General features: G+C 55.8%; 33 protein-coding genes and 1 pseudogene. All 34 read right to left on the reverse strand.

Annotated features, from left to right (window positions below; all coding sequences use genetic code 11):
- Positions 1–259 (reverse strand): annotated as a pseudogene (locus RWM61_RS06635) (MRP family ATP-binding protein); the annotation flags it as partial.
- A 93-nt stretch (positions 260–352) separates the two neighbouring features.
- Positions 353–1117, reverse strand: a complete 765-nt coding sequence (gene cwlD, locus RWM61_RS06640; protein ID WP_313998751.1) for an N-acetylmuramoyl-L-alanine amidase CwlD — start codon at positions 1115–1117, stop codon at positions 353–355.
- Positions 1118–1218: 101 nt separating this feature from the next.
- Positions 1219–2382: a sulfate adenylyltransferase gene (sat, locus tag RWM61_RS06645; RefSeq protein WP_313998753.1), complete on the reverse strand. Its 1164-nt coding sequence runs from the start codon at positions 2380–2382 to the stop codon at positions 1219–1221.
- Positions 2383–2430: 48 nt separating this feature from the next.
- Entirely contained in the window at positions 2431–3123 is a 693-nt protein-coding gene (locus RWM61_RS06650; RefSeq protein WP_313998755.1) for a phosphoadenylyl-sulfate reductase, read from the reverse strand.
- 223 nt (positions 3124–3346) lie between these two features.
- Entirely contained in the window at positions 3347–3739 is a 393-nt protein-coding gene (gene rpsI, locus RWM61_RS06655; protein ID WP_036580115.1) for a 30S ribosomal protein S9, read from the reverse strand.
- An 18-nt stretch (positions 3740–3757) separates the two neighbouring features.
- Complete coding sequence (gene rplM / locus RWM61_RS06660) at positions 3758–4195, reverse strand: 50S ribosomal protein L13 (protein WP_313998760.1); 438 nt, start codon at positions 4193–4195, stop codon at positions 3758–3760.
- 315 nt (positions 4196–4510) lie between these two features.
- Positions 4511–5299: a tRNA pseudouridine(38-40) synthase TruA gene (truA, locus tag RWM61_RS06665; RefSeq protein ID WP_313998762.1), complete on the reverse strand. Its 789-nt coding sequence runs from the start codon at positions 5297–5299 to the stop codon at positions 4511–4513.
- Positions 5300–5529: 230 nt separating this feature from the next.
- On the reverse strand, positions 5530–5895 hold the full coding sequence (rplQ, locus tag RWM61_RS06670) for a 50S ribosomal protein L17 (RefSeq protein ID WP_087570332.1): 366 nt from the start codon (positions 5893–5895) through the stop codon (positions 5530–5532).
- Between the two features lie 57 nt (positions 5896–5952).
- Positions 5953–6897, reverse strand: coding sequence for a DNA-directed RNA polymerase subunit alpha (locus RWM61_RS06675; protein ID WP_036580109.1), 945 nt, complete (start codon positions 6895–6897; stop codon positions 5953–5955).
- A gap of 161 nt (positions 6898–7058) precedes the next feature.
- Positions 7059–7454 carry a 30S ribosomal protein S11 gene (gene rpsK / locus RWM61_RS06680; protein ID WP_313998767.1) on the reverse strand — a complete coding sequence of 132 codons (396 nt, stop codon included), beginning with the start codon at positions 7452–7454 and terminating at the stop codon, positions 7059–7061.
- 19 nt (positions 7455–7473) lie between these two features.
- On the reverse strand, positions 7474–7842 hold the full coding sequence (gene rpsM, locus RWM61_RS06685; RefSeq protein ID WP_313998770.1) for a 30S ribosomal protein S13: 369 nt from the start codon (positions 7840–7842) through the stop codon (positions 7474–7476).
- Between the two features lie 23 nt (positions 7843–7865).
- A complete protein-coding gene (gene rpmJ, locus RWM61_RS06690; protein WP_003333770.1) occupies positions 7866–7979 on the reverse strand; it encodes a 50S ribosomal protein L36 in 114 nt (37 codons plus the stop codon).
- Between the two features lie 42 nt (positions 7980–8021).
- Entirely contained in the window at positions 8022–8237 is a 216-nt protein-coding gene (gene infA, locus RWM61_RS06695; protein WP_035121186.1) for a translation initiation factor IF-1, read from the reverse strand.
- A 2-nt stretch (positions 8238–8239) separates the two neighbouring features.
- Entirely contained in the window at positions 8240–8521 is a 282-nt protein-coding gene (locus RWM61_RS06700) for a KOW domain-containing RNA-binding protein (RefSeq protein WP_313998784.1), read from the reverse strand.
- 16 nt (positions 8522–8537) lie between these two features.
- Positions 8538–9293 (reverse strand): type I methionyl aminopeptidase, encoded by a 756-nt coding sequence (gene map / locus RWM61_RS06705; RefSeq protein ID WP_313998786.1) that lies wholly within the window; start codon positions 9291–9293, stop codon positions 8538–8540.
- A complete protein-coding gene (locus tag RWM61_RS06710) occupies positions 9290–9943 on the reverse strand; it encodes an adenylate kinase (RefSeq protein ID WP_313998788.1) in 654 nt (217 codons plus the stop codon). The genes map and RWM61_RS06710 overlap by 4 nt, the downstream gene beginning before the upstream one ends.
- Before the next feature lie 88 nt (positions 9944–10031).
- A complete protein-coding gene (secY, locus tag RWM61_RS06715; protein WP_313998790.1) occupies positions 10032–11327 on the reverse strand; it encodes a preprotein translocase subunit SecY in 1296 nt (431 codons plus the stop codon).
- Positions 11328–11768, reverse strand: coding sequence for a 50S ribosomal protein L15 (gene rplO, locus RWM61_RS06720; RefSeq protein ID WP_313998792.1), 441 nt, complete (start codon positions 11766–11768; stop codon positions 11328–11330). It lies immediately after the preceding gene.
- A gap of 50 nt (positions 11769–11818) precedes the next feature.
- Positions 11819–12004: a 50S ribosomal protein L30 gene (gene rpmD, locus RWM61_RS06725; RefSeq protein ID WP_313998795.1), complete on the reverse strand. Its 186-nt coding sequence runs from the start codon at positions 12002–12004 to the stop codon at positions 11819–11821.
- Between the two features lie 13 nt (positions 12005–12017).
- A complete protein-coding gene (rpsE, locus tag RWM61_RS06730; RefSeq protein WP_313998797.1) occupies positions 12018–12515 on the reverse strand; it encodes a 30S ribosomal protein S5 in 498 nt (165 codons plus the stop codon).
- Between the two features lie 30 nt (positions 12516–12545).
- On the reverse strand, positions 12546–12914 hold the full coding sequence (gene rplR, locus RWM61_RS06735; RefSeq protein WP_313998800.1) for a 50S ribosomal protein L18: 369 nt from the start codon (positions 12912–12914) through the stop codon (positions 12546–12548).
- Positions 12915–13005: 91 nt separating this feature from the next.
- Positions 13006–13548 (reverse strand): 50S ribosomal protein L6, encoded by a 543-nt coding sequence (gene rplF, locus RWM61_RS06740; RefSeq protein WP_313998802.1) that lies wholly within the window; start codon positions 13546–13548, stop codon positions 13006–13008.
- A gap of 30 nt (positions 13549–13578) precedes the next feature.
- Positions 13579–13977, reverse strand: a complete 399-nt coding sequence (gene rpsH, locus RWM61_RS06745; protein WP_313998804.1) for a 30S ribosomal protein S8 — start codon at positions 13975–13977, stop codon at positions 13579–13581.
- A 31-nt stretch (positions 13978–14008) separates the two neighbouring features.
- Positions 14009–14194 carry a type Z 30S ribosomal protein S14 gene (locus tag RWM61_RS06750; protein ID WP_013312154.1) on the reverse strand — a complete coding sequence of 62 codons (186 nt, stop codon included), beginning with the start codon at positions 14192–14194 and terminating at the stop codon, positions 14009–14011.
- Positions 14195–14219: 25 nt separating this feature from the next.
- Entirely contained in the window at positions 14220–14762 is a 543-nt protein-coding gene (gene rplE, locus RWM61_RS06755; protein ID WP_313998807.1) for a 50S ribosomal protein L5, read from the reverse strand.
- 31 nt (positions 14763–14793) lie between these two features.
- Positions 14794–15147, reverse strand: coding sequence for a 50S ribosomal protein L24 (gene rplX, locus RWM61_RS06760; RefSeq protein ID WP_313998809.1), 354 nt, complete (start codon positions 15145–15147; stop codon positions 14794–14796).
- A 115-nt stretch (positions 15148–15262) separates the two neighbouring features.
- On the reverse strand, positions 15263–15631 hold the full coding sequence (gene rplN, locus RWM61_RS06765) for a 50S ribosomal protein L14 (RefSeq protein WP_036580063.1): 369 nt from the start codon (positions 15629–15631) through the stop codon (positions 15263–15265).
- 43 nt (positions 15632–15674) lie between these two features.
- Positions 15675–15938 carry a 30S ribosomal protein S17 gene (rpsQ, locus tag RWM61_RS06770; protein ID WP_313998812.1) on the reverse strand — a complete coding sequence of 88 codons (264 nt, stop codon included), beginning with the start codon at positions 15936–15938 and terminating at the stop codon, positions 15675–15677.
- 53 nt (positions 15939–15991) lie between these two features.
- Entirely contained in the window at positions 15992–16192 is a 201-nt protein-coding gene (gene rpmC / locus RWM61_RS06775) for a 50S ribosomal protein L29 (protein ID WP_313998814.1), read from the reverse strand.
- On the reverse strand, positions 16182–16616 hold the full coding sequence (gene rplP, locus RWM61_RS06780; protein WP_313998816.1) for a 50S ribosomal protein L16: 435 nt from the start codon (positions 16614–16616) through the stop codon (positions 16182–16184). The genes rpmC and rplP overlap by 11 nt, the downstream gene beginning before the upstream one ends.
- 2 nt (positions 16617–16618) lie before the next feature.
- Positions 16619–17284: a 30S ribosomal protein S3 gene (gene rpsC, locus RWM61_RS06785; protein WP_313998818.1), complete on the reverse strand. Its 666-nt coding sequence runs from the start codon at positions 17282–17284 to the stop codon at positions 16619–16621.
- A 13-nt stretch (positions 17285–17297) separates the two neighbouring features.
- On the reverse strand, positions 17298–17633 hold the full coding sequence (gene rplV / locus RWM61_RS06790; RefSeq protein ID WP_313998820.1) for a 50S ribosomal protein L22: 336 nt from the start codon (positions 17631–17633) through the stop codon (positions 17298–17300).
- Positions 17634–17679: 46 nt separating this feature from the next.
- Positions 17680–17961 carry a 30S ribosomal protein S19 gene (gene rpsS / locus RWM61_RS06795; RefSeq protein ID WP_313998822.1) on the reverse strand — a complete coding sequence of 94 codons (282 nt, stop codon included), beginning with the start codon at positions 17959–17961 and terminating at the stop codon, positions 17680–17682.
- A 54-nt stretch (positions 17962–18015) separates the two neighbouring features.
- Positions 18016–18846: a 50S ribosomal protein L2 gene (rplB, locus tag RWM61_RS06800; RefSeq protein ID WP_313998824.1), complete on the reverse strand. Its 831-nt coding sequence runs from the start codon at positions 18844–18846 to the stop codon at positions 18016–18018.
- Between the last annotated feature and the right edge of the window lie 17 nt (positions 18847–18863).

Genomic DNA, 18863 nt, shown 5'->3' on the forward strand with positions numbered 1-18863 from the left:
CTGCCCCTGGCGCCGCCTGCGCGCCGTCGGCGGGCCGAAACCGCAGATGCACGGTTTCGGCTCCGCCCCGCATGAGCGCGGCGCGCAGCGCTTCCACGAGCCGGGCATCCTGCTGCCCGCTCGGGGTCAGGACCGTCATCGACACCTGACGGTCCTTCACAACGACGTCCCGGACCTGCACTCCGTCCGCGCCCGCCGACTCTCCGGACGACCCTTTCAACCGGCCGACCGCCTCCACCACTTGTTCACGCGTTAGCATAACCGCTCCACACCTCGTATCCGCTCGGGCGGTCATAGGGGCCGCCCGGTTGCTATGTATTTCTCGATCGCTTTATTATACCATATTGTCCGCTCAGGAGATATTCGGCCCCGGCAGCTTCTCTCCCGTAAAATAGCGCAATATGCCTTGGTAGATGGACGCCGCCACCTGACGCTGGTATTCCGTATCCGCCAGCAGCTGGGCCTCTCCCGGATTCGAGAGGAATCCGACTTCCACCAGCGCGGTAGGAATATTTTCGATTGCCTTCAGCATATAGACCGTGTTTACCTGATTGGCTGCACGTTTGGTATTCTCAAGATTGCGCTTGATTTCCTCCTGAATGAGCGAGGCGAGCAGCAGATTATCCGGATGGTTCGGGTAATAGAACGTTTGGGCCCCGGACCAGCGCGGCGACGGAATGCTGTTCATATGGATGCTCAGCACGACATCCGGAGCTTGCTGCCGTATATTGTCCACCCGCCGGAGCAAATCTTCCGTTTTCCGCCGGCTGAGCGCCTTCGTCCCTTCTTCCGCCAAATCCCGGTCATCCTCCCGGGTCATGACGACAAGCGCGCCCGCTTGCTGCAAATAATCCCGCAGATGGAGGGCGATTGCGAGATTCAGATCCTTTTCCACGTCTCCCTGCTTGCTTACCGCGCCGCCGTCCACCCCGCCGTGGCCGGCATCCAGGTAGATCGTTTTTCCCGACAGCGGCAGCGTCCAGTATGTCCATGTGCGCGAAGTCGGGTCCTGCGCCAGCATGAACGACAGCAGCAGTAAGATCGCCATGCCTAAACCAAGGCGGAGAGCTCCTTTATAATTGATCCAGACGATGATCCGATTTCTGATCCGGCGCATGAAAAAACCACCCCGATCCCCTATGTGTCCGGGCGCGGGCTTGCGGGAAGCCGGCGTCCTATACACTATATGGGACGAGGTGGTGTTTTATGAGCGGCGCGTCACCCGACGGGCTGCTCCGACATGCCTTCAATGAGAATTTTGGCCACTTCCGGACGTGAAAACTCCGGCGGCGGGCAGACGCCGTCGCGCAGCAGCGCGCGAACCTTCGTACCGGACAAGGTCAGATGATCCTCCTTGCCGTGCGGACACGTCTTGCTGGAAGCCATATTGCCGCACTTCGTGCAAAAAAAGCTGTGCTCGAAGTAGAGCGGCGTAATGCCGAGCTCTTCCGGCTTGAACGACTTCAGCAGATCCTGCGCTTCATAAGTGCCGTAGTAGTCGCCTACGCCGGCATGGTCGCGGCCGACGATGAAGTGTGTGCAGCCGTAGTTTTTGCGGACCATCGCGTGGAAAATCGCTTCGCGCGGGCCGGCATAACGCATAGCGGCCGGGAACACGCCGAGGAAGACGCGGTCCTGCGGATAATAGTTCTCCAGCAGCGCCAGATAGCTTTTCATGCGGACATTCGCCGGAACGTCGTCCGACTTCGTTTCGCCCACGAGCGGATTAAGGAAAAGCGCGTCGACGATCTCCATCGCGCATTTCTGAATGTACTCATGCGCCCGGTGAACCGGGTTGCGGGTCTGAAAGCCCACTACAGTATTCCAGCCCTTCTCCGCGAACAGCCGGCGGGTCTCCGACGGATCGAAGTAAAACTCCTGGAACTTGTCCGGCTGCGGGCGGTTCAGCACGGTAACCGCGCCGCCGACGTATGTCGAAGACCGTTCCATCAGCTTCGCGACGCCCGGATGCTCGAGCTCGTCGGTCTTGAATACGCGGATCGCTTCATGGTTTTGATCGACGGTGTAAATATCTTCGATATCGATGACGCCGTAGATCACACCGTTCTCGCCTACAAGTGCGGCGCGTTCGCCCGCGTTCAGTTCGGCCGCCTTGTTCGGCTCAACCGCGAGCGTAATCGGAATGCTCCATACCAGGCCGTTCGCCAGACGCATGTTATCGACGACCGACGTATAATCGGCCTTCGTCATAAACCCGGTCAATGGTGAGAATGCGCCGACACCGATCAGATCGAGGTCGGAAATCGTCCAGGCGTTAACGGCAATGCTCTTCAGCTTCGATGCTTCGGCAAGCAGCGCTTCCCGTTCACCGCCGGCTGCGATCCGGTTCACCAGTACGCCGCCGTGTGGTTGGATACTCATGTTGCGTAAACCTCCTGTAATATCGAGCCCTGTCGGCCCGGTGGTCGATTATTTATGCAAGCCGCATTCCGTTTTGTCGGATCCTGCCCAACGTCCCGCACGCGGGTCTTCACCCGGCATAACCTGGCGGGTGCAATACTCGCAGCCGATACTTGGGAAATAGTTGTCGTGCAGCGGATTGTAGATGACGTCATTGGCGCGGATGTATTCCCACACCTGCTCGGAGGTCCAGCTTGCGATCGGGTTGAACTTGATCAGGCCGAACTTGGTGTCGTATTCCACCTTCTTCGCGTTGGCGCGGGTCGGCGCCTGATCGCGGCGGATACCGGTGATCCAGGCGTCGTACTTGGACAAAATTTGCGTCAGCGGCGCAACCTTGCGGATGTTGCAGCAAGCGTTCGGGTCGGATTTCCACAGTTCTTCACCGTGACGGGCCGCTTGCTCTTCCGGCGTAAGCGCCGGCTTGACCTGAACGAATTTCATGCCGTACCGCTGCTCCAGACGGTCGCGCGTCTCATAGGTTTCCTTGAAGTGAAAGTCGGTGTCCAAGTAGAAAATGTCCGTCTTCGGGCTGATCTTCTGAAGCATATCGACAAGGACGACATCCTCCGCGCCGAAGCTGCACGCGAACGTCATGTTCGGGAACGTCTCAACCGCGTAACGGAGAATATCTTCCGGGCTGGCGTTTTCAAGCTCTGCAGCTTTTTGGCTGACAAGCGCTTCTTTCTCAAACAGATTCATTTCAACGACCTCCGTGATTAATTCCTAGTAAAATGATATGCATTAAACTAATTATACGACTTTCGTCCCGATAACTCAACGATAACCTTACGCCGGTTCCGCAAAAACCGCCCTTGCGGAAGGCTGGGCTCTTTATTGTATTCGAATCGGGTTCCATGGGCTTCACGTTGCCGCAAAAAAATACCTTCTCCACGCTTGGCGGAGAAGGTATCGGGTGCGAATATTAGCGCTTCGAGAACTGCGGCGCGCGGCGTGCCGCTTTCAAGCCGTATTTCTTGCGTTCCTTCATCCGCGGGTCGCGTGTCAGGAAGCCTGCGCGCTTGAGCGCCGGACGGAATTCCGGATCGGCCTTCAGCAGAGCGCGGGAAATGCCGTGGCGGATGGCGCCGGCTTGACCCGTCGTGCCGCCGCCGTTCGCCAGTACGATGATGTCGTACTTCGTCAGCGTGTCGGTCAGAGCGAGCGGTTGCTTCACGATCAGTTTCAGCGTTTCGTGGCCGAAATATTCGTTAAGATCGCGCTTGTTTACAATAATTCGTCCTTCACCCGGTACGAGGCGCACGCGCGCTACCGAGTGTTTACGACGACCTGTTCCATAGTATTGGACTTGTGCCATGAAATGGTCCTCCCTTTCTTAACCTCGAAGCTCGTACACTTCTGGATTTTGTGCCTGGTGCGGATGCTCCGGACCGGCGTAGACTTTCAGCTTCAGCTTCATCTTCTCGCCCAGGCGGTTCTTCGGCAGCATGCCGTGGATCGCGAACTCCAGAACGCGCTCAGGGAACTTCTTCAGCATGTCGCCGGCGGAAGTGACCTTCAGGCCGCCCGGATACATGGAATGACGGTAGTACTTCTTGTCGGACAGCTTCTTGCCCGTCAGGACGATTTTCTCGGCGTTGACGATGACGACGAAGTCGCCGGTGTCAACGTGAGGCGTGAATTGCGGTTTGTGCTTGCCGCGGATCAGAGCGGCGGCTTCGCTGGCCAGACGGCCGAGCGTCTTGCCTTCCGCATCGATGACGAACCATTTGCGTTCGACTTCGTTCGGCTTGGCCATAAACGTTGTACGCATGGGATATCCTCCTTCATTCTTTCGCACATTTCACATGTATGGAAACGTCTTGTTCAAGGTTCATATTCGTTGTCAACGTTGCGTGGCGTTCCGCTAAGCACGGAGCGTTCGGCAACTTATAAAGCTTTGCCAAGTTCGGCGATCTTAGTCGGGGCTGTGGGAGAGCCACTAAGAAAGCACAAGTTATATTCTACTATATTCTCACTTGCTCCGCAAGTAAAAGTTACGATCAAATACAGGTGCGGGCTCCGGGGCTCGGAAGCGTTTCATCAGCCTGCAAATCCACAGCCTTCACCTGCTTCGGCCGGCCGACATTTACGAACGACCGCGAGCGGCGGAATCGTTATCCAGAGAGGATTGATAAGGCTCGGGATACCGGACCTCCCACAGCGCAAGACCGTGCGCCTCTGCGCGGGGACCGGCTTTCGAGCGGTCTTTCGCGGCCAGCACCGGCCCCATCGCGCCGGGCGGCCATTTGCCTTCCCCGACCCACAGCAGCGTGCCCATCACGATACGAACCATGTTGTACAGAAAACCGCTGCCGGTCATAAACATGTGGATCTCGTTCCCGTCACATTCGATCCGAACATCATAGATCGTGCGCACATGGCTCTTCTTCGTGGAGCCCGCCGAAGTGAACGACGAGAAATCGTGCTCACCCAGCAGATACCGGATCCCCTCGCGCATCGCCTCAACATCCAGCGGGTTATAATGATGGTATCGAAACCTCCGGTTGAATACATTCGGATGCCTGCCGGTACTGATTGAATATCGGTATGTCTTCCTGACCGCCGATTTGCGCGAGCTGAACTCCGGCGGCATCTCATGGGCGCTGCGGACGACGATGTCCTGGGGAAGCCGGCTGTTCATGGCGACCGCCCATCGCTCGATCGGGATCGGGGAGGAGCTGCGAAAGTTGATCACTTGGCCGTAGGCATGCACGCCGGCGTCGGTGCGCCCGGAGCCGTCGATCTTGACGTTCTCACCGCTCAGCTTCCTTATGGCCTTCTCAAGCTCATCCTGAACGGTCAAGCCGCTAGGCTGCGACTGAAACCCGTGATACGCCCCGCCGTCATAGCTCACCACCATCGCAATATTCCGCACCTTATCTCCCCCTCCCTCAGCCTCTCCACTTCCTTAACGCCCTTAACCGCTTACTCCCTTAAACTAAAATAGCATAAATCCTAAACGCTATTCATCTGCTCATACCATAACGCGAACACAACAACAGGCGGAGAACGATACATGCAGCATAGCTTGAAGATTCCAACCTTTCTTTTCCAGAAACAAAGAAAAAAAGGTGGCCTGCGCCACCCTTTCTCTTCCCGTTTCAACTACGCACGGTCCACCAGTTCCAAATAAACCATAGGCGCCGAGTCTCCGCGACGGGGGCCCAGCTTCAGGATCCGCGTGTATCCGCCCGCACGTTCCGAGTAGCGGGTGGCCAATTCGGAGAACAGCTTCTGGATTGCGTCCTGCTCGCCGTCAACCGTCTCGCGGCGAACGAATGCCGCAACTTGACGGCGCGCGTGAAGGTCTCCCTTCTTCGCTTTCGTGATCAGCTTCTCCGCAATCGAACGAACTTCCTTCGCTTTCGCTTCGGTCGTCTGGATGCGCTCATACAGGAAAAGGTCGGTGACCAGGTCGCGGAACAATGCTTTCCGCGCGCTTGCGTCACGTCCCAGCTTTTGATATGCCATGTGTTTCCCCTCCTTCTAAAGGACTTGCATTCATTGTTGTCCGGTCGGCGGTCAAGCCTAGTCTTCCATCCGGAGGCCCAAACCGAGCTCTTCCAGCTTCTCCTGAACTTCCTCCAAAGATTTGCGGCCCAGGTTGCGGACCTTCATCATATCTTCTTCGGTTTTCGTGATCAGCTCTTGAACGGTGTTGATGCCTGCGCGTTTCAGACAGTTGTAGGAACGAACGGAAAGATCGAGCTCCTCGATCGTCATCTCGAGCACTTTCTCTTTCTTGTCTTCCTCTTTCTCCACCATGATCTCGGCGTCCTTCGCCTCGTCGGTCAGGCCGACGAACAGGTCCAGATGCGAGTTCAGGATTTTCGCGCCGAGGCTCACCGCTTCTTCCGGGCGGATGCTGCCGTCGGTCCATACTTCAAGCGTCAGCTTGTCATAGTTCGTCACTTGTCCCACGCGTGTATTCTCCACGCTGTAATTCACGCGGGTAATCGGCGTGTAGATCGAATCGACAGGCAGAACGCCGATCGGCTGATCCTCGCGTTTGTTACGGTCTGCTTGCACATAACCGCGCCCGCGGTTCGCAAACACCCGCATATGAAGCCGGGCGCCGGAGGCGAGCGTCGCAATATGAAGATCCGGGTTGAGAATTTCGACATCGCTGTCCGCGCGAATGTCGCCGGCCGTTACCGCGCCGTCGCCCTCCGCATCGATTTCCAACACCTTTTCCTCGTCGGAATGAATTTTCAACGAGAGGCTCTTCAGGTTCAGGATGATTTCGGTCACGTCCTCGTAGACGCCGGGAATCGTCGAGAACTCATGAAGAACGCCGTCGATTTGCACCGAGGTGACGGCCGCGCCTGGCAGCGACGACAAAAGAATTCTGCGCAGCGAGTTGCCGAGCGTCGTGCCATAGCCGCGTTCAAGCGGTTCTACCACGAAACGTCCGTATGTGCCCTCGTCGCTCAGCTCTACGGTTTCGATTTTCGGCTTTTCGATCTCAATCACTAAAAGTACCCTCCTTCAAACGTCGCTCCGTTCATACCGATCATCGGCAGCATGCCGTTTCAGTATCTACACCGTTCATACGGCCAAAAACATGTAGTATGCCTAACCTTCACAACCATTATTCACAAGTTGCAGATATTTGATACCACACGCGTTTTGAACTATACGCGGCGACGTTTCGGCGGACGGCATCCGTTGTGCGGAACCGGCGTGACGTCTTTAATCAGGTTAACTTCAAGACCGGCCGCCTGAAGGGAACGGATCGCGGCTTCGCGGCCTGCGCCCGGTCCTTTAACCATAACTTCGACCGTTCTCATGCCGTGTTCCATAGCCGCTTTCGCCGCCGATTCCGCTGCCATCTGAGCGGCGAACGGCGTGCTTTTCCGGGAGCCTTTGAAGCCCAGGTTGCCGGAGGAAGCCCACGAGATCGCGTTGCCGTGCGGATCGGTGATCGTTACGATCGTGTTGTTGAACGTCGAGCGGATGTGCGCGACGCCGGTCTCGATATTTTTCCGGTCGCGGCGTTTGGTACGTACGACTTTTTTCGGTTTAGCCATTTTCAGTTATCCCCCCTTATTACTTCTTCTTGTTCGCTACAGTCCGACGAGGACCTTTACGGGTCCGGGCGTTCGTCTTGGTGCGTTGACCGCGAACGGGCAAGCCGCGACGATGACGGACTCCACGGTAGCAGCCGATCTCAATCAACCGCTTAATATTCAGCGAGATTTCGCGACGCAGGTCGCCTTCCACTTTGACGGATTTATCAATGTTTTCGCGAAGGCGGCTGACTTCATCTTCCGTCAGGTCGCGCACGCGGGTATTTTCGTTGATGTCGGTCTCCGTGAGGATTTTCTGGGCTGTCGTTTTACCGATACCGAAAATGTACGTCAGGGCGATTACTACGCGCTTGTCACGCGGCAAGTCTACACCAGCTATACGTGCCATGGTTCGTCTATCCCTCCTTCTTCTTATCCTTGTTTTTGTTTGTGTTTCGGATTTTCACAAATCACCATCACATTGCCTTTGCGGCGAATGACTTTGCATTTCTCGCAAATCGGCTTAACCGAAGGTCTGACCTTCATTGTGATTACCTCCCGAATACTTCGTCGGCAGTCCTCGCCGGACTACTTCCGATAAGTGATACGACCTCTTGTCAGATCGTAAGGCGACAACTGGATAACCACTTTATCTCCCGTCAGGATGCGGATAAAGTGCATTCTGAGCTTGCCGGATACGTGGGCCAGAATTTGATGTCCGTTCTCCAGTTCCACCTTGAACATGGCGTTCGGCAACGGTTCAATAACCGTACCTTCAACTTCGATTACATCTTCTTTAGCCACCGTCATTCTCCTTTCCGCTCGTTATACTTCTGAATCGCAAAGCGCAGCTTGGCGTTGGTCACCCGACCGGTTTCCCGCATGCTGTCGGCCACTTCGGAGCTGACGGCGGGCAGAAGCTCCAGATGGAGCAGGTTCTTCTTCTTCGGATCGTCGAACCGGTGTTTGTTCCCATCGGCGATGAGTACGAAACGGTCGTCTTCGATGCCGATGATCACCGCGCAGCCGCCCCGGTCCTTGCCTCTCAGCACCTTGACCAGCCGGCCCCATTCCGGAAAAGCTTCCATGCCGTCACCACCCCGTTTATGTCGCGGAAGAGCGGGTTAAAATCTCAAGCCCATTCTCCGTAACGGCGACGGTATGCTCGAAATGCGCGCACCATGTGCCGTCGACGGTAACGACCGTCCAATTATCCTGCAGCGTGCGGACGTACCGCTCGCCGAGCACAACCATCGGCTCGATGGCCAGCACCATGCCGGGCTTCAGCCGGGGGCCGCGGTCCGGTACGCCGTAGTTCGGAATTTGCGGTTCTTCATGGAGGCTTGCGCCGATTCCATGGCCGACATATTCGCGAACGATCGACATCCCCGCTTGCTCCACCGCCTGCTGAATTGCGTGAGAAATGGTATACAGCCGCACATCCGGCTTTACGAGCTCGAGTCCCGCATAGAGCGACTTCTCCGTCACCTCGAGCAATCGGCGGGCATCCTCGGATATCCGGCCGACCCCGTAGGTCCAGGCTGAATCGCCGTGATAGCCGTTATACTGGGCGCCGATGTCGACACTGATGATATCGCCCTCGTTCAGAACCCGCGGTCCGGGTATGCCGTGCACCAATTCATCGTTAACAGAAGCACATATACTTGCTGGAAATTGATTGTAGCCTTTGAAGGAAGGTACGGCTCCCTGGCTGCGAATATAATCCTCGGCGATCTTGTCGAGTTCCCCCGTCGTCACGCCGGGCTTGATCGCCCGCGCCAGCAGCCGATGCGTATCCGCCACGATGCGTCCGGCTTCCCTCATGAAACCCAGTTCCGCTTCGGACTTGCAGATAATCATTCGGACTGCCCTTTCAAATAAGATACGATATCCGAGGTTACCGTATCGATTTCCTTCTCGCCGTCCACTTCGCGCAGCAGACCTTTGCCTTCGTAATACGCAAGAAGAGGCGCCGTCTTGGAAATATATTCGTCCAGACGCGTGCCGACCTTCTCTTCCGTGTCGTCGGAGCGCTGATACAGCTCTCCGCCGCACTTGTCGCATACGCCTTCCTGTTTCGGCGGATTAAAGAGCACGTGATACGTCGAACCGCATGCTTTGCAGATCCGGCGTCCCGTCAAACGGGCAAGCAGCAGGCTGCGATCGACCTTCAGGTTGATGACGTGGTCGATTCGGCGTCCCATTTCGGCCAGCATGCCGTCGAGCGCTTCGGCTTGCGCCAGTGTCCGCGGAAAGCCGTCGAGCAGGAAGCCCTTCTCGCAGTCGTCCTGCAGCAGCCGGTCGCGAACGATTCCGTTCGTCACGTCGTCGGGAACGAGCAGCCCTTGGTCAACGTACTCTTTCGCCTTTTGACCGAGCGGCGTGCCTTGCTTCATCGCAAGGCGGAATGCGTCGCCGGTCGAAATGTGCGGAACTCCGAACGTATCCACGATGCGTTCGGCTTGCGTGCCCTTGCCGGCGCCCGGAGGCCCCATAAAAAGGATGTTCATGCGTCGCTCCTCACTTTAAGCACAATAGGCCCGGACGGGCTTCACGCTCCTACGCGCGGAAATCGCCGGCCCGCTTGCGAACCTATCGTTATTTATTGATAAACCCTTTGTAGTGACGTTTGATCAACTGGCTTTCGATCTGCTTCATCGTGTCGAGCGCGACGCCGATAACGATCAGGAGCGACGTTCCGCCCAACTGAACCGAGCGTGGCAAGCCGGCAATGGCGCCGAATATGACCGGCAGAACCGAGATGATCGCCAGGAACAGCGCACCGGAAAGCGTGATCCGGGACATAACGCGCGTGATGTAGGAGGAAGTCGGCTTGCCCGGACGGATGCCCGGAATGTAACCGCCGTTCTTCTTCATTTGATCCGCCATTTGCACCGGGTTGATTTGAACGAAAGTATAGAAGAAGGTGAATGCGATGATCAAGATCACGTACAACACCATGCCGAGCGGCTGGTCGTAATACATGTTATTGATGATCCAATTCGCCCATGCCTTATCCGCCCAAAACTGTGCGATCGTAATCGGAAAAAAGAGCAGCGAAACCGCGAAAATGACCGGGATAACGCCTGCGCCGTTCACCTTCAGCGGAATGTGCGTCGATTGACCGCCGTACATCTTCCGGCCGACGACGCGCTTGGCGTATTGAACCGGAATTTTGCGGATGCCCTGTTGCACGAAAATGACACCCACGATAATCGCGACGATCGCAACGACGATCGCGATCACTTTCAGAATGCTGATAAACAATTGATCCGGGTTGTCAACAAACTCCGTCGCGTAGATCGTGCGGATATGCGTAGGGATGGAAGCCACGATCCCGGCGAAAATGATGATCGAGATGCCGTTTCCGATGCCGCGCTCGGTAATTTGTTCACCGAGCCACATCAGGAAGGCGGTGCCGGCCGTCAGGACGATGGCAATCATCGCATACGTGCCGAAGCTCGGATTGATGACCATCTGGTAAGTGTTGTTGAATCCGATCGAGGTGGCGAACGCCTGGATCAGACCGAGTACGACCGTGCCGTACCGCGTGATCTGCGCCAGCTTGCGTTTCCCGTTCTCGCCTTCCTTCGCCCATTCCGCAAACTTCGGAATAACGTCCATGCTGAGCAGCTGAACGATGATCGATGCCGTGATATACGGCATGATCCCGAGCGCGAAGATCGAGAATTGGAAGAGCGCGCCGCCGGAGAACGTATTGAGCAAGCCGAACAGGTCCGCGCCTTGCGCGTTGATATCCTCGAATCTCGATTTGTCGATGTTCGGTGCCGGAACGAACGAACCTACGCGGTACACAAGCAGGATGAACAGCGTGAACAGAATACGTCTGCGAAGATCATCCACTTTCCAGATGTTGGACAAGGTCTTGAACAATTAGATCACCTCGGTTTTACCGCCGGCAGCCTGGATTTTCTCTACCGCAGATTGAGAGAACTTGTTAGCTTTGACCGTGATGCCCACCGTAATATCGCCGTTACCGAGAATCTTGATACCGGCTTGCGGGTTTTTCACCAGGCCCTGCTCCATCAGAAGCTCCGGCGTTACTTCCGTACCGGCTGCAAAGCCGTTCAGATCTTCGATGTTGACGACGGCATATTCCTTGCGGAACGGATTGTTGAAGCCGCGCTTCGGAAGACGGCGGTACAGCGGGTTCTGACCGCCCTCGAAGCCCGGACGAACACCGCCGCCGGAACGGGCGTTTTGGCCTTTATGCCCTTTGCCGGCCGTTTTGCCGTTGCCGCTGCCGATACCGCGGCCTTTGCGCTTCACGTCCTTACGGGACCCCTCAGCAGGCTTAAGCTCATGCAATTTCATCGTTCGTAGCACCTCCTTGTAGATTTTGCCTTCTTGTCTATGACAGGCAGTCAGCCTTGCACTTCTTCAACTTTGACCAGATGGCTGACATGGTTCACCATGCCGCGGATGGCCGGGCTGTCGTTCTGGACAACCGATTGGTGAAGCTTGCGCAAGCCGAGCGCTTGAACGGTCGCGCGCTGCTTCTCGTTACGGCCGATCAGGCTGCGAACGAGGGTGATTTGCAATTTTGCCATCGAATTCGCCTCCTTAACCGAGCAGCTCTTCTACGGTTTTTCCACGCAGTTTGGCTACGTCCTCGGCGCGTTTCAGGCGGGAAAGGCCTTCGAGCGTCGCGTTAACCATGTTCATGGAATTAGAAGAACCGAGAGATTTCGTCAAAATGTCGCCTACGCCTGCCAGCTCGAGCACGGCGCGAACAGGACCGCCGGCGATAACGCCCGTACCTTCGGATGCAGGCTTCAGCAGAACTTCGCCGGCGCCGAAATGACCGAGCACTAGGTGCGGAATCGTCGTGCCGACAAGCGGAACGTGGATCAGGTTTTTCTTCGCGTCGTCGATGCCCTTACGGATGGCGTCCGGCACCTCGGAAGCTTTGCCGATCCCTGCGCCAACCCAGCCTTTGCCGTCGCCGACGACGACCAGCGCGCTGAAGCTGAAACGGCGTCCGCCTTTAACAACCTTCGCTACGCGGTTGATCTGAACTACTTTTTCCGTCAGTTCTAACGTATTCGGATCTATACGCAAGTCGTAATACCTCCTTGTTCGATTTGTCGATTAAAACTCAAGACCGGCTTCGCGCGCCGCGTCCGCCAATGCCTGGATTCTGCCGTGGTACAGGTAACCTCCGCGGTCGAATACCACTTTGTCTACGCCTTTGGCTTTGGCGCGGGATGCGATCAGTTCGCCTACCTGGCGAGCCGCCTCCGTGCTGCCGCCGTTGCCGACTTTGCCGGCCAGCTCTTTATCCACAGTGGACGCGGATGCGATCGTTACGCCTTGCACGTCGTCGATCAACTGAGCGTAGATGTGCTTCGAGGAACGGTATACGGACAAACGCGGCCGCGCGACCGTACCGTTGATTTTCTTACGGACTCGCAAGTGTCTTTTCAGACGCGCTTTGTTCTTGTCGCCCTTTGTAATCATAGCTCGGTACACTCCTTTCCTACAATGCGGTCATGCCGCTGGTAACGACGGGTTAAGCCGCCGTTTCACGTAAAGGCCTTTCAGGCCGTTATTATTTCTTCTTGCCTGCTTTACCTTCTTTGCGAAGGATCCGCTCGCCTTCGTACTTGATGCCTTTGCCTTTATACGGCTCAGGTTCGCGTACGGAACGGATTTTGGCTGCCGTAGCGCCGACAAGCTCCTTGTCGATGCCGCGGACAATGATTTTCGTGTTCGAAGGAACTTCGAACTCGATGCCCTTATCGGGAACGATCTCAACCGGGTGGGAGTAGCCTACGTTCAGAACTACCTTCTCGCCGGTCTTGTTCGCCCGGTAACCGACGCCGACGAGCTCCAGGTTTTTGCTGAAGCCTTCCGTTACGCCGCTCACCATGTTGGCAACAACGCTCCGGGTCGTTCCGTGCAGGGAACGGTGCAGTTTATTGTCGGAAGGACGCTCGATCGTGATTTCGTTCTCTGCGACAACGACTTTCATGTCCTTGTGCAGCTCACGGGACAGCGTGCCTTTCGGGCCTTTAACGGTAATCAAGCTGTTATCCAGGGTAATGTTTACGCCATTCGGCACCTGGATCGGTTTACGGCCAATACGGGACATTGTGACACCTCCAATCTTCTTTCGGTTGAATTACCAGACGTAGCAGACGACTTCGCCGCCGGCTTTGGCTTGACGGGCAGCTTTGTCGGTCATAATTCCTTTGGATGTGGAAATGATCGCGATTCCCAGACCGCCCAGTACGCGCGGAACCTCGGTCGATTTCGTGTACACGCGAAGTCCCGGTTTGCTGATGCGCTTCAGGCCGGTGATGACGCGCTCGTTGTTCGGGCCGTATTTCAGGAAAATACGGATAATCCCTTGCTTGCTGTCCTCGATATATTCGGCATCGCGGATGAAGCCCTCGCTTTTCAGAATCTCGGCGATTTGCTTCTTCATTTTCGAAGCGGGCAGTTCCACGGTTTCATGACGCACGGTGTTCGCGTTGCGAATGCGGGTCAACATATCTGCTACAGGATCAGACATAACCATTCTCGAAAACCTCCTTCCCGTACTCGGCTGATTACCAGCTTGCTTTTTTGACGCCAGGAATCTGGCCTTTGTATGCTAATTCGCGGAAACAAATCCGGCAAATCTTGAACTTTTGCAGAACGGAGTGCGGACGGCCGCAACGCTCGCAGCGCGTATAAGCGCGCACTTTAAACTTCGGCGTACGTTGCTGCTTCACTTTCATCGAAGTTTTTGCCACTTGGTTTACACCTCCTAGAAGTGGATTACTTCGCGAACGGCATACCCAATTGGGTCAGCAGCTCACGAGCTTCTTCGTCCGATTTTGCCGTCGTGACGATGACGACGTCCATACCGCGCGCTTTATCGACTTTATCGTATTCGATCTCCGGGAAAATCAGCTGTTCCTTCAGGCCCAACGTGTAATTGCCGCGGCCGTCGAACGCTTTCGTGCTCACGCCGCGGAAGTCGCGGACGCGCGGAAGCGCGATGTTGAACAGCTTGTCGAGGAAGTAGTACATGCGCTCGCCGCGCAGCGTGACTTTTACCCCGATCGGCATATTTTCGCGAAGCTTGAAGCCGGCGATCGATTTCTTCGCGCGCGTGATAACCGGTTTTTGACCGACGATTTGCTGAAGCTCGTCAACCGCTACGTCGAGCACTTTGGAGTTGGCAACCGCTTCGCCGACACCCATGTTGATAACGACCTTCTCGATCTTCGGTACTTGCATAACCGTCGTATAGTTAAACTTCTGCATCAGAGCAGGCGTGATTTCGTTCAGAAAACGATCTTTCATTCTTGCTGCCATGAATCATGGACCTCCTTTCCGTCAACCTCAATTAGTTGATCACTTCGCCGGATTTCTTCGCGATCCGGACTTTGCTGCCGTTCTCGAGCACTTTGTAACCGACGCGGGTCGGCTTGCCGCTCTTCGGATCGATGTGCATGACGTTTGATACGTGAATCGGAGCTTCCTGCTCGATAATGCCGCCTTGCGGATTCTGCTGGGACGGACGCGTATGCTTCTTGACCATGTTCACGCCTTCGATCAGGACGCGGTTCTGGCGGGGATAAGCGGCGATAACGCGGCCTTTTTTCCCTTTGTCCTTGCCCGTGATGACGATGACGTTATCGTCCTTCTTCACGTGCAGCTTATTGTTGTGCGATTCCAGCACTTTTTTCAGCCTTGGCATTCGTTACACCTCACTTCGACTGCAAATTGGGCTAATTCTTGTTCTTTCTATCGGGGCCCCCGCAAAGTACTCGGACTAAGCTTCAACGCTTGGCTTCACTTTGTGGGGAACTCTTTTAGATAACTTCCGGTGCGAGCGATACGATTTTCATGAAATCCTTATCGCGCAGCTCGCGGGCAACCGGTCCGAAAATACGCGTGCCGCGCGGGCTCTTGTCCTCTTTTACGACTACAGCCGCATTTTCGTCGAACGAGATATAGGAACCGTCCTTCCGGCGAACCGAACGGCGCGTACGAACGATAACGGCTTTGACTACGTCGCCTTTTTTGACAACGCCACCGGGTGTTGCGGATTTTACGGAACAAACGATCAGATCGCCGATGTGGCCGACGCGACGTCCCGTTCCGCCCAGCACGCGAATGCACATCAGTTCCTTCGCTCCGGAGTTGTCGGCTACAGCCAGACGTGTAAAGGGTTGAATCATGGTAACGTCCTCCTTTCGGAAAAATGCTTAAGATTCAAAGGTATTACAGGATGATCGCTTCTTCGACGATTTCGACCAGACGGAAGCGTTTGTCCTTGGAAAGCGGACGAGTCTCCATTATTTTCACAATGTCGCCGATCTTGGCTTGATTGTTCTCGTCATGCGCCTTGAATTTCTTCGTGTACTTGATGCGCTTGTGGTAAAGGTCATGCTTTTTGTACGTTTCGACGGCGACTACGATCGTTTTTTCCATCTTGTCGCTGACGACTTTGCCGATTTGAACTTTGCGTGCGTTGCGTTCGCTCATGTTCTTCCTCCTTCCTTAAAAGAAGCGGTATTCATCTGATTGAGGGACTTCAATCAGCTCGTAATCCCCAGTTCGCGTTCACGAATGACGGTCTTGGCCCGAGCAATTTCTTTCCGCACGTCACGAATCCGGGTCGGATTGTCCAGCTGGCCGGTAGCCAGTTGGAAACGAAGGTTGAAAAGCTCTTCCTTGAAGCCTGCGATTTTCTGTTCGATCTCAGCAGTGGTCAGGTTGCGGAATTCACTAGCCTTCATTTGCTTCACCACCCACTTCTTCGCGTTTCACGAACTTCGTCTTGACCGGCAGCTTGTGAGCCGCAAGACGCATAGCTTCGCGTGCGATTTCCTCGGATACGCCGGCGAGCTCGAACATGATCTTGCCCGGCTTGACGACGGCAACCCACTTCTCTACGTTACCTTTACCGCTACCCATCCGCACCTCGAGAGGCTTCTGCGTGATCGGCTTGGCAGGGAAAATTTTTATCCAAACTTTACCGCCCCGCTTGATGTAGCGGGTCATGGCAATACGGGCAGCCTCGATCTGGCGGTTCGTGATCCATGCCGGCTCAAGAGCTTGAAGGCCGTATTCGCCGAAAACCACTTCCGTACCGCCTTTGGCGCGGCCTCTCATGTTGCCGCGCTGCTGTTTGCGGTGTTTGACGCGTTTTGGTACCAACATGATTAGTTGCCTCCTTCCTGGACGGCAGCTTTCTTCTTGGTCGGAAGCACTTCACCGCGGTAGATCCATACTTTTACGCCGATGCGGCCGTAAGTCGTATGAGCTTCCGCCGTGCCGTAGTCGATGTCGGCACGCAGCGTATGCAGAGGAACCGTACCTTCGCTGTAGCCTTCGGAGCGTGCGATTTCCGCACCGCCGAGACGGCCGCTAACGCCGGTCTTGATCCCTTTCGCGCCTGCGCGCATCGTCCGTTGGATCGCCTGCTTCATGGCGCGACGGAACGATATGCGGCGTTCAAGCTGCTGAGCGATGCTTTCCGCTACGAGAATAGCGTCCAGATCTGCTTGTTTGATTTCGGAAATGTTGATGTGCACTTTTTTGCCGCCGGTGATTTTCGCCAGCTCCGTACGCAGGTTTTCCACTTCGGAACCGCCCTTGCCGATGACCATGCCCGGCTTCGCGGTATGGATCGTGACGTTCACGCGGTTCGTCGCGCGCTCGATCTCGATGCGGGAAACGGCTGCGTCTTTCAATTTATTTTTCAGGTATTCACGAACTTTCACGTCTTCCAGAAGAAGATCGCCGAAGTCTTTGCCGGCATACCATTTCGATTCCCAATCCCGGATGATGCCGATACGAAGACCGACGGGATTTACCTTTTGACCCACACGTTTTCCCTCCTTATTTTTCGGATACCACCAGAGTGATGTGGCTGGTTCGCTTGTTGATCCGGCTGGCACGTCCCATTGCACGCGGGCGGAAACGTTTCATCGTTGGACCCTGGTTCACGTAAACCTGAGATACGACCAACTTATTGACGTCCAGTTGGAAGTTATGCTCTGCGTTTGCGATGGCCGAGTTGAGCAGCTTCTCCACGATCGGGGATGCCGATTTCGGCGTGTGGCGCAGGATGGCGATCGCCTCGCCGACTTGCTTGCCGCGGATCAAATCCACAACCAGCTGCGCTTTCCGAGGAGCGACTCGAACGTGGTTGACGCTGGCTTTTGCTTGTTGCATAGGTTGAACCTCCTCTCATACGTGTAAAAACCGCCTGCGGCGATTATTATCTTCTGCCGGTTTTCTTCTCGGCGTCGGTGTGGCCTTTGTACGTGCGCGTCGGCGCGAATTCGCCGAGCTTGTGTCCGACCATGTCTTCCGTCACATACACCGGCACGTGCTTGCGGCCGTCATAAACGGCAAACGTGTGACCGATGAATTGCGGGAAAATGGTGGAACGGCGGGACCACGTTTTGATCACGACCTTCTTGTTCGCCGTGTTCAAGTCCTCAACCTTCTTGAGCAGGTAACCGTCGATGAACGGTCCCTTCTTCAGACTGCGACCCATGGGTGTTCCTCCCTTCGTCTCAACCGGATAGCCCTTCGGCAATCCGGTCGTTTATTATTTCGTGCGGCGACGAATAATATATTGGCTGGAAGCCTTTTTCTTCTTGCGCGTTTTGTATCCGAGCGTCGGCTTGCCCCAAGGCGACATCGGCGATTTGCGGCCGATCGGTGCGCGGCCTTCGCCGCCGCCGTGCGGGTGGTCGTTCGGGTTCATGACGACACCGCGAACTTCCGGACGTTTGCCGAGCCAACGGTTACGACCAGCTTTACCGATCTTCACGAGCTCATGGTCCTCGTTGCCTACGGAACCGATCGTTGCGCGGCAAGTCTTCAAGACACGGCGCATTTCGCCGGAAGTCAGGCGGATGACGGCGTAAGCTTCTTCTTTACCGAGCAGTTGTGCTTCCGTACCGGCTGCGCGAACCAATTGGCCGCCCTTGCCGGGCTTCAGCTCGATGTTGTGGATAACCGTACCTACCGGAATGTTCTCCAGCGGCAGCGCGTTGCCGATCTTGATGTCGGCTGCAGGACCGGACATGATCTGATCGCCGACCTTCAAGCCCTTCGGCGCGATGATGTATCGCTTCTCGCCGTCCGCATAGTGGATAAGCGCGATGTTCGACGTACGGTTCGGATCGTATTCGATGGTGGCAACGTTACCGGCGATTCCGTCCTTGTTGCGCTTGAAGTCGATAATGCGGTATTTGCGCTTGTGTCCGCCGCCATGGTGGCGAACCGTAATTTTACCTTGGTTGTTGCGGCCGGCTTTCTTGAACAGCGGCGCAAGCAGCGATTTCTCCGGCGTGCTCGTCGTGATCTCTTCGAAAGTCGAGACCGACATCGCACGGCGTGCCGGAGAAGTCGGTTTATACTTCTTAATTGGCACTTGGTTTCCCTCCTTAC

The organism is uncultured Paenibacillus sp. (assembly GCF_963515335.1).
Taxonomy (GTDB): Bacteria; Bacillota; Bacilli; order Paenibacillales; family Paenibacillaceae; genus Paenibacillus_I.

Excerpts from the sequence above, each read along its gene's own strand:
- rplV (WP_313998820.1), bottom strand. The coding sequence starts at position 17,633 with ATGCAACAAGCAAAAGCCAGCGTCAACCACGTTCGAGTCGCTCCTCGG.
- rpmD (WP_313998795.1), bottom strand. The coding sequence starts at position 12,004 with ATGGCAAAATTGCAAATCACCCTCGTTCGCAGCCTGATCGGCCGTAAC.
- rpsQ (WP_313998812.1), bottom strand. The coding sequence starts at position 15,938 with ATGAGCGAACGCAACGCACGCAAAGTTCAAATCGGCAAAGTCGTCAGC.
- cwlD (WP_313998751.1), bottom strand. The coding sequence starts at position 1,117 with ATGCGCCGGATCAGAAATCGGATCATCGTCTGGATCAATTATAAAGGA.
- rplN (WP_036580063.1), bottom strand. The coding sequence starts at position 15,631 with ATGATTCAACCCTTTACACGTCTGGCTGTAGCCGACAACTCCGGAGCG.
- RWM61_RS06650 (WP_313998755.1), bottom strand. The coding sequence starts at position 3,123 with ATGAATCTGTTTGAGAAAGAAGCGCTTGTCAGCCAAAAAGCTGCAGAG.
- rplP (WP_313998816.1), bottom strand. The coding sequence starts at position 16,616 with ATGTTGGTACCAAAACGCGTCAAACACCGCAAACAGCAGCGCGGCAAC.
- RWM61_RS06710 (WP_313998788.1), bottom strand. The coding sequence starts at position 9,943 with ATGAACATCCTTTTTATGGGGCCTCCGGGCGCCGGCAAGGGCACGCAA.
- rplM (WP_313998760.1), bottom strand. The coding sequence starts at position 4,195 with ATGCGTACAACGTTTATGGCCAAGCCGAACGAAGTCGAACGCAAATGG.
- map (WP_313998786.1), bottom strand. The coding sequence starts at position 9,293 with ATGATTATCTGCAAGTCCGAAGCGGAACTGGGTTTCATGAGGGAAGCC.
- sat (WP_313998753.1), bottom strand. The coding sequence starts at position 2,382 with ATGAGTATCCAACCACACGGCGGCGTACTGGTGAACCGGATCGCAGCC.
- rpsM (WP_313998770.1), bottom strand. The coding sequence starts at position 7,842 with ATGGCACGTATAGCTGGTGTAGACTTGCCGCGTGACAAGCGCGTAGTA.
- rpsI (WP_036580115.1), bottom strand. The coding sequence starts at position 3,739 with ATGGCACAAGTCCAATACTATGGAACAGGTCGTCGTAAACACTCGGTA.
- RWM61_RS06700 (WP_313998784.1), bottom strand. The coding sequence starts at position 8,521 with ATGGAAGCTTTTCCGGAATGGGGCCGGCTGGTCAAGGTGCTGAGAGGC.
- rpmC (WP_313998814.1), bottom strand. The coding sequence starts at position 16,192 with ATGAAGGCTAGTGAATTCCGCAACCTGACCACTGCTGAGATCGAACAG.
- rpsS (WP_313998822.1), bottom strand. The coding sequence starts at position 17,961 with ATGGGTCGCAGTCTGAAGAAGGGACCGTTCATCGACGGTTACCTGCTC.
- rplO (WP_313998792.1), bottom strand. The coding sequence starts at position 11,768 with ATGAAATTGCATGAGCTTAAGCCTGCTGAGGGGTCCCGTAAGGACGTG.
- rplQ (WP_087570332.1), bottom strand. The coding sequence starts at position 5,895 with ATGGCATATCAAAAGCTGGGACGTGACGCAAGCGCGCGGAAAGCATTG.
- rplX (WP_313998809.1), bottom strand. The coding sequence starts at position 15,147 with ATGCCAAGGCTGAAAAAAGTGCTGGAATCGCACAACAATAAGCTGCAC.
- rplE (WP_313998807.1), bottom strand. The coding sequence starts at position 14,762 with ATGGCAGCAAGAATGAAAGATCGTTTTCTGAACGAAATCACGCCTGCT.
- rpsK (WP_313998767.1), bottom strand. The coding sequence starts at position 7,454 with ATGGCTAAACCGAAAAAAGTCGTACGTACCAAACGCCGCGACCGGAAA.
- rplR (WP_313998800.1), bottom strand. The coding sequence starts at position 12,914 with ATGATTACAAAGGGCGACAAGAACAAAGCGCGTCTGAAAAGACACTTG.
- rpmJ (WP_003333770.1), bottom strand. The coding sequence starts at position 7,979 with ATGAAGGTCAGACCTTCGGTTAAGCCGATTTGCGAGAAATGCAAAGTC.
- rplF (WP_313998802.1), bottom strand. The coding sequence starts at position 13,548 with ATGTCCCGTATTGGCCGTAAACCGATCCAGGTGCCGAATGGCGTAAAC.
- rpsH (WP_313998804.1), bottom strand. The coding sequence starts at position 13,977 with ATGGTTATGTCTGATCCTGTAGCAGATATGTTGACCCGCATTCGCAAC.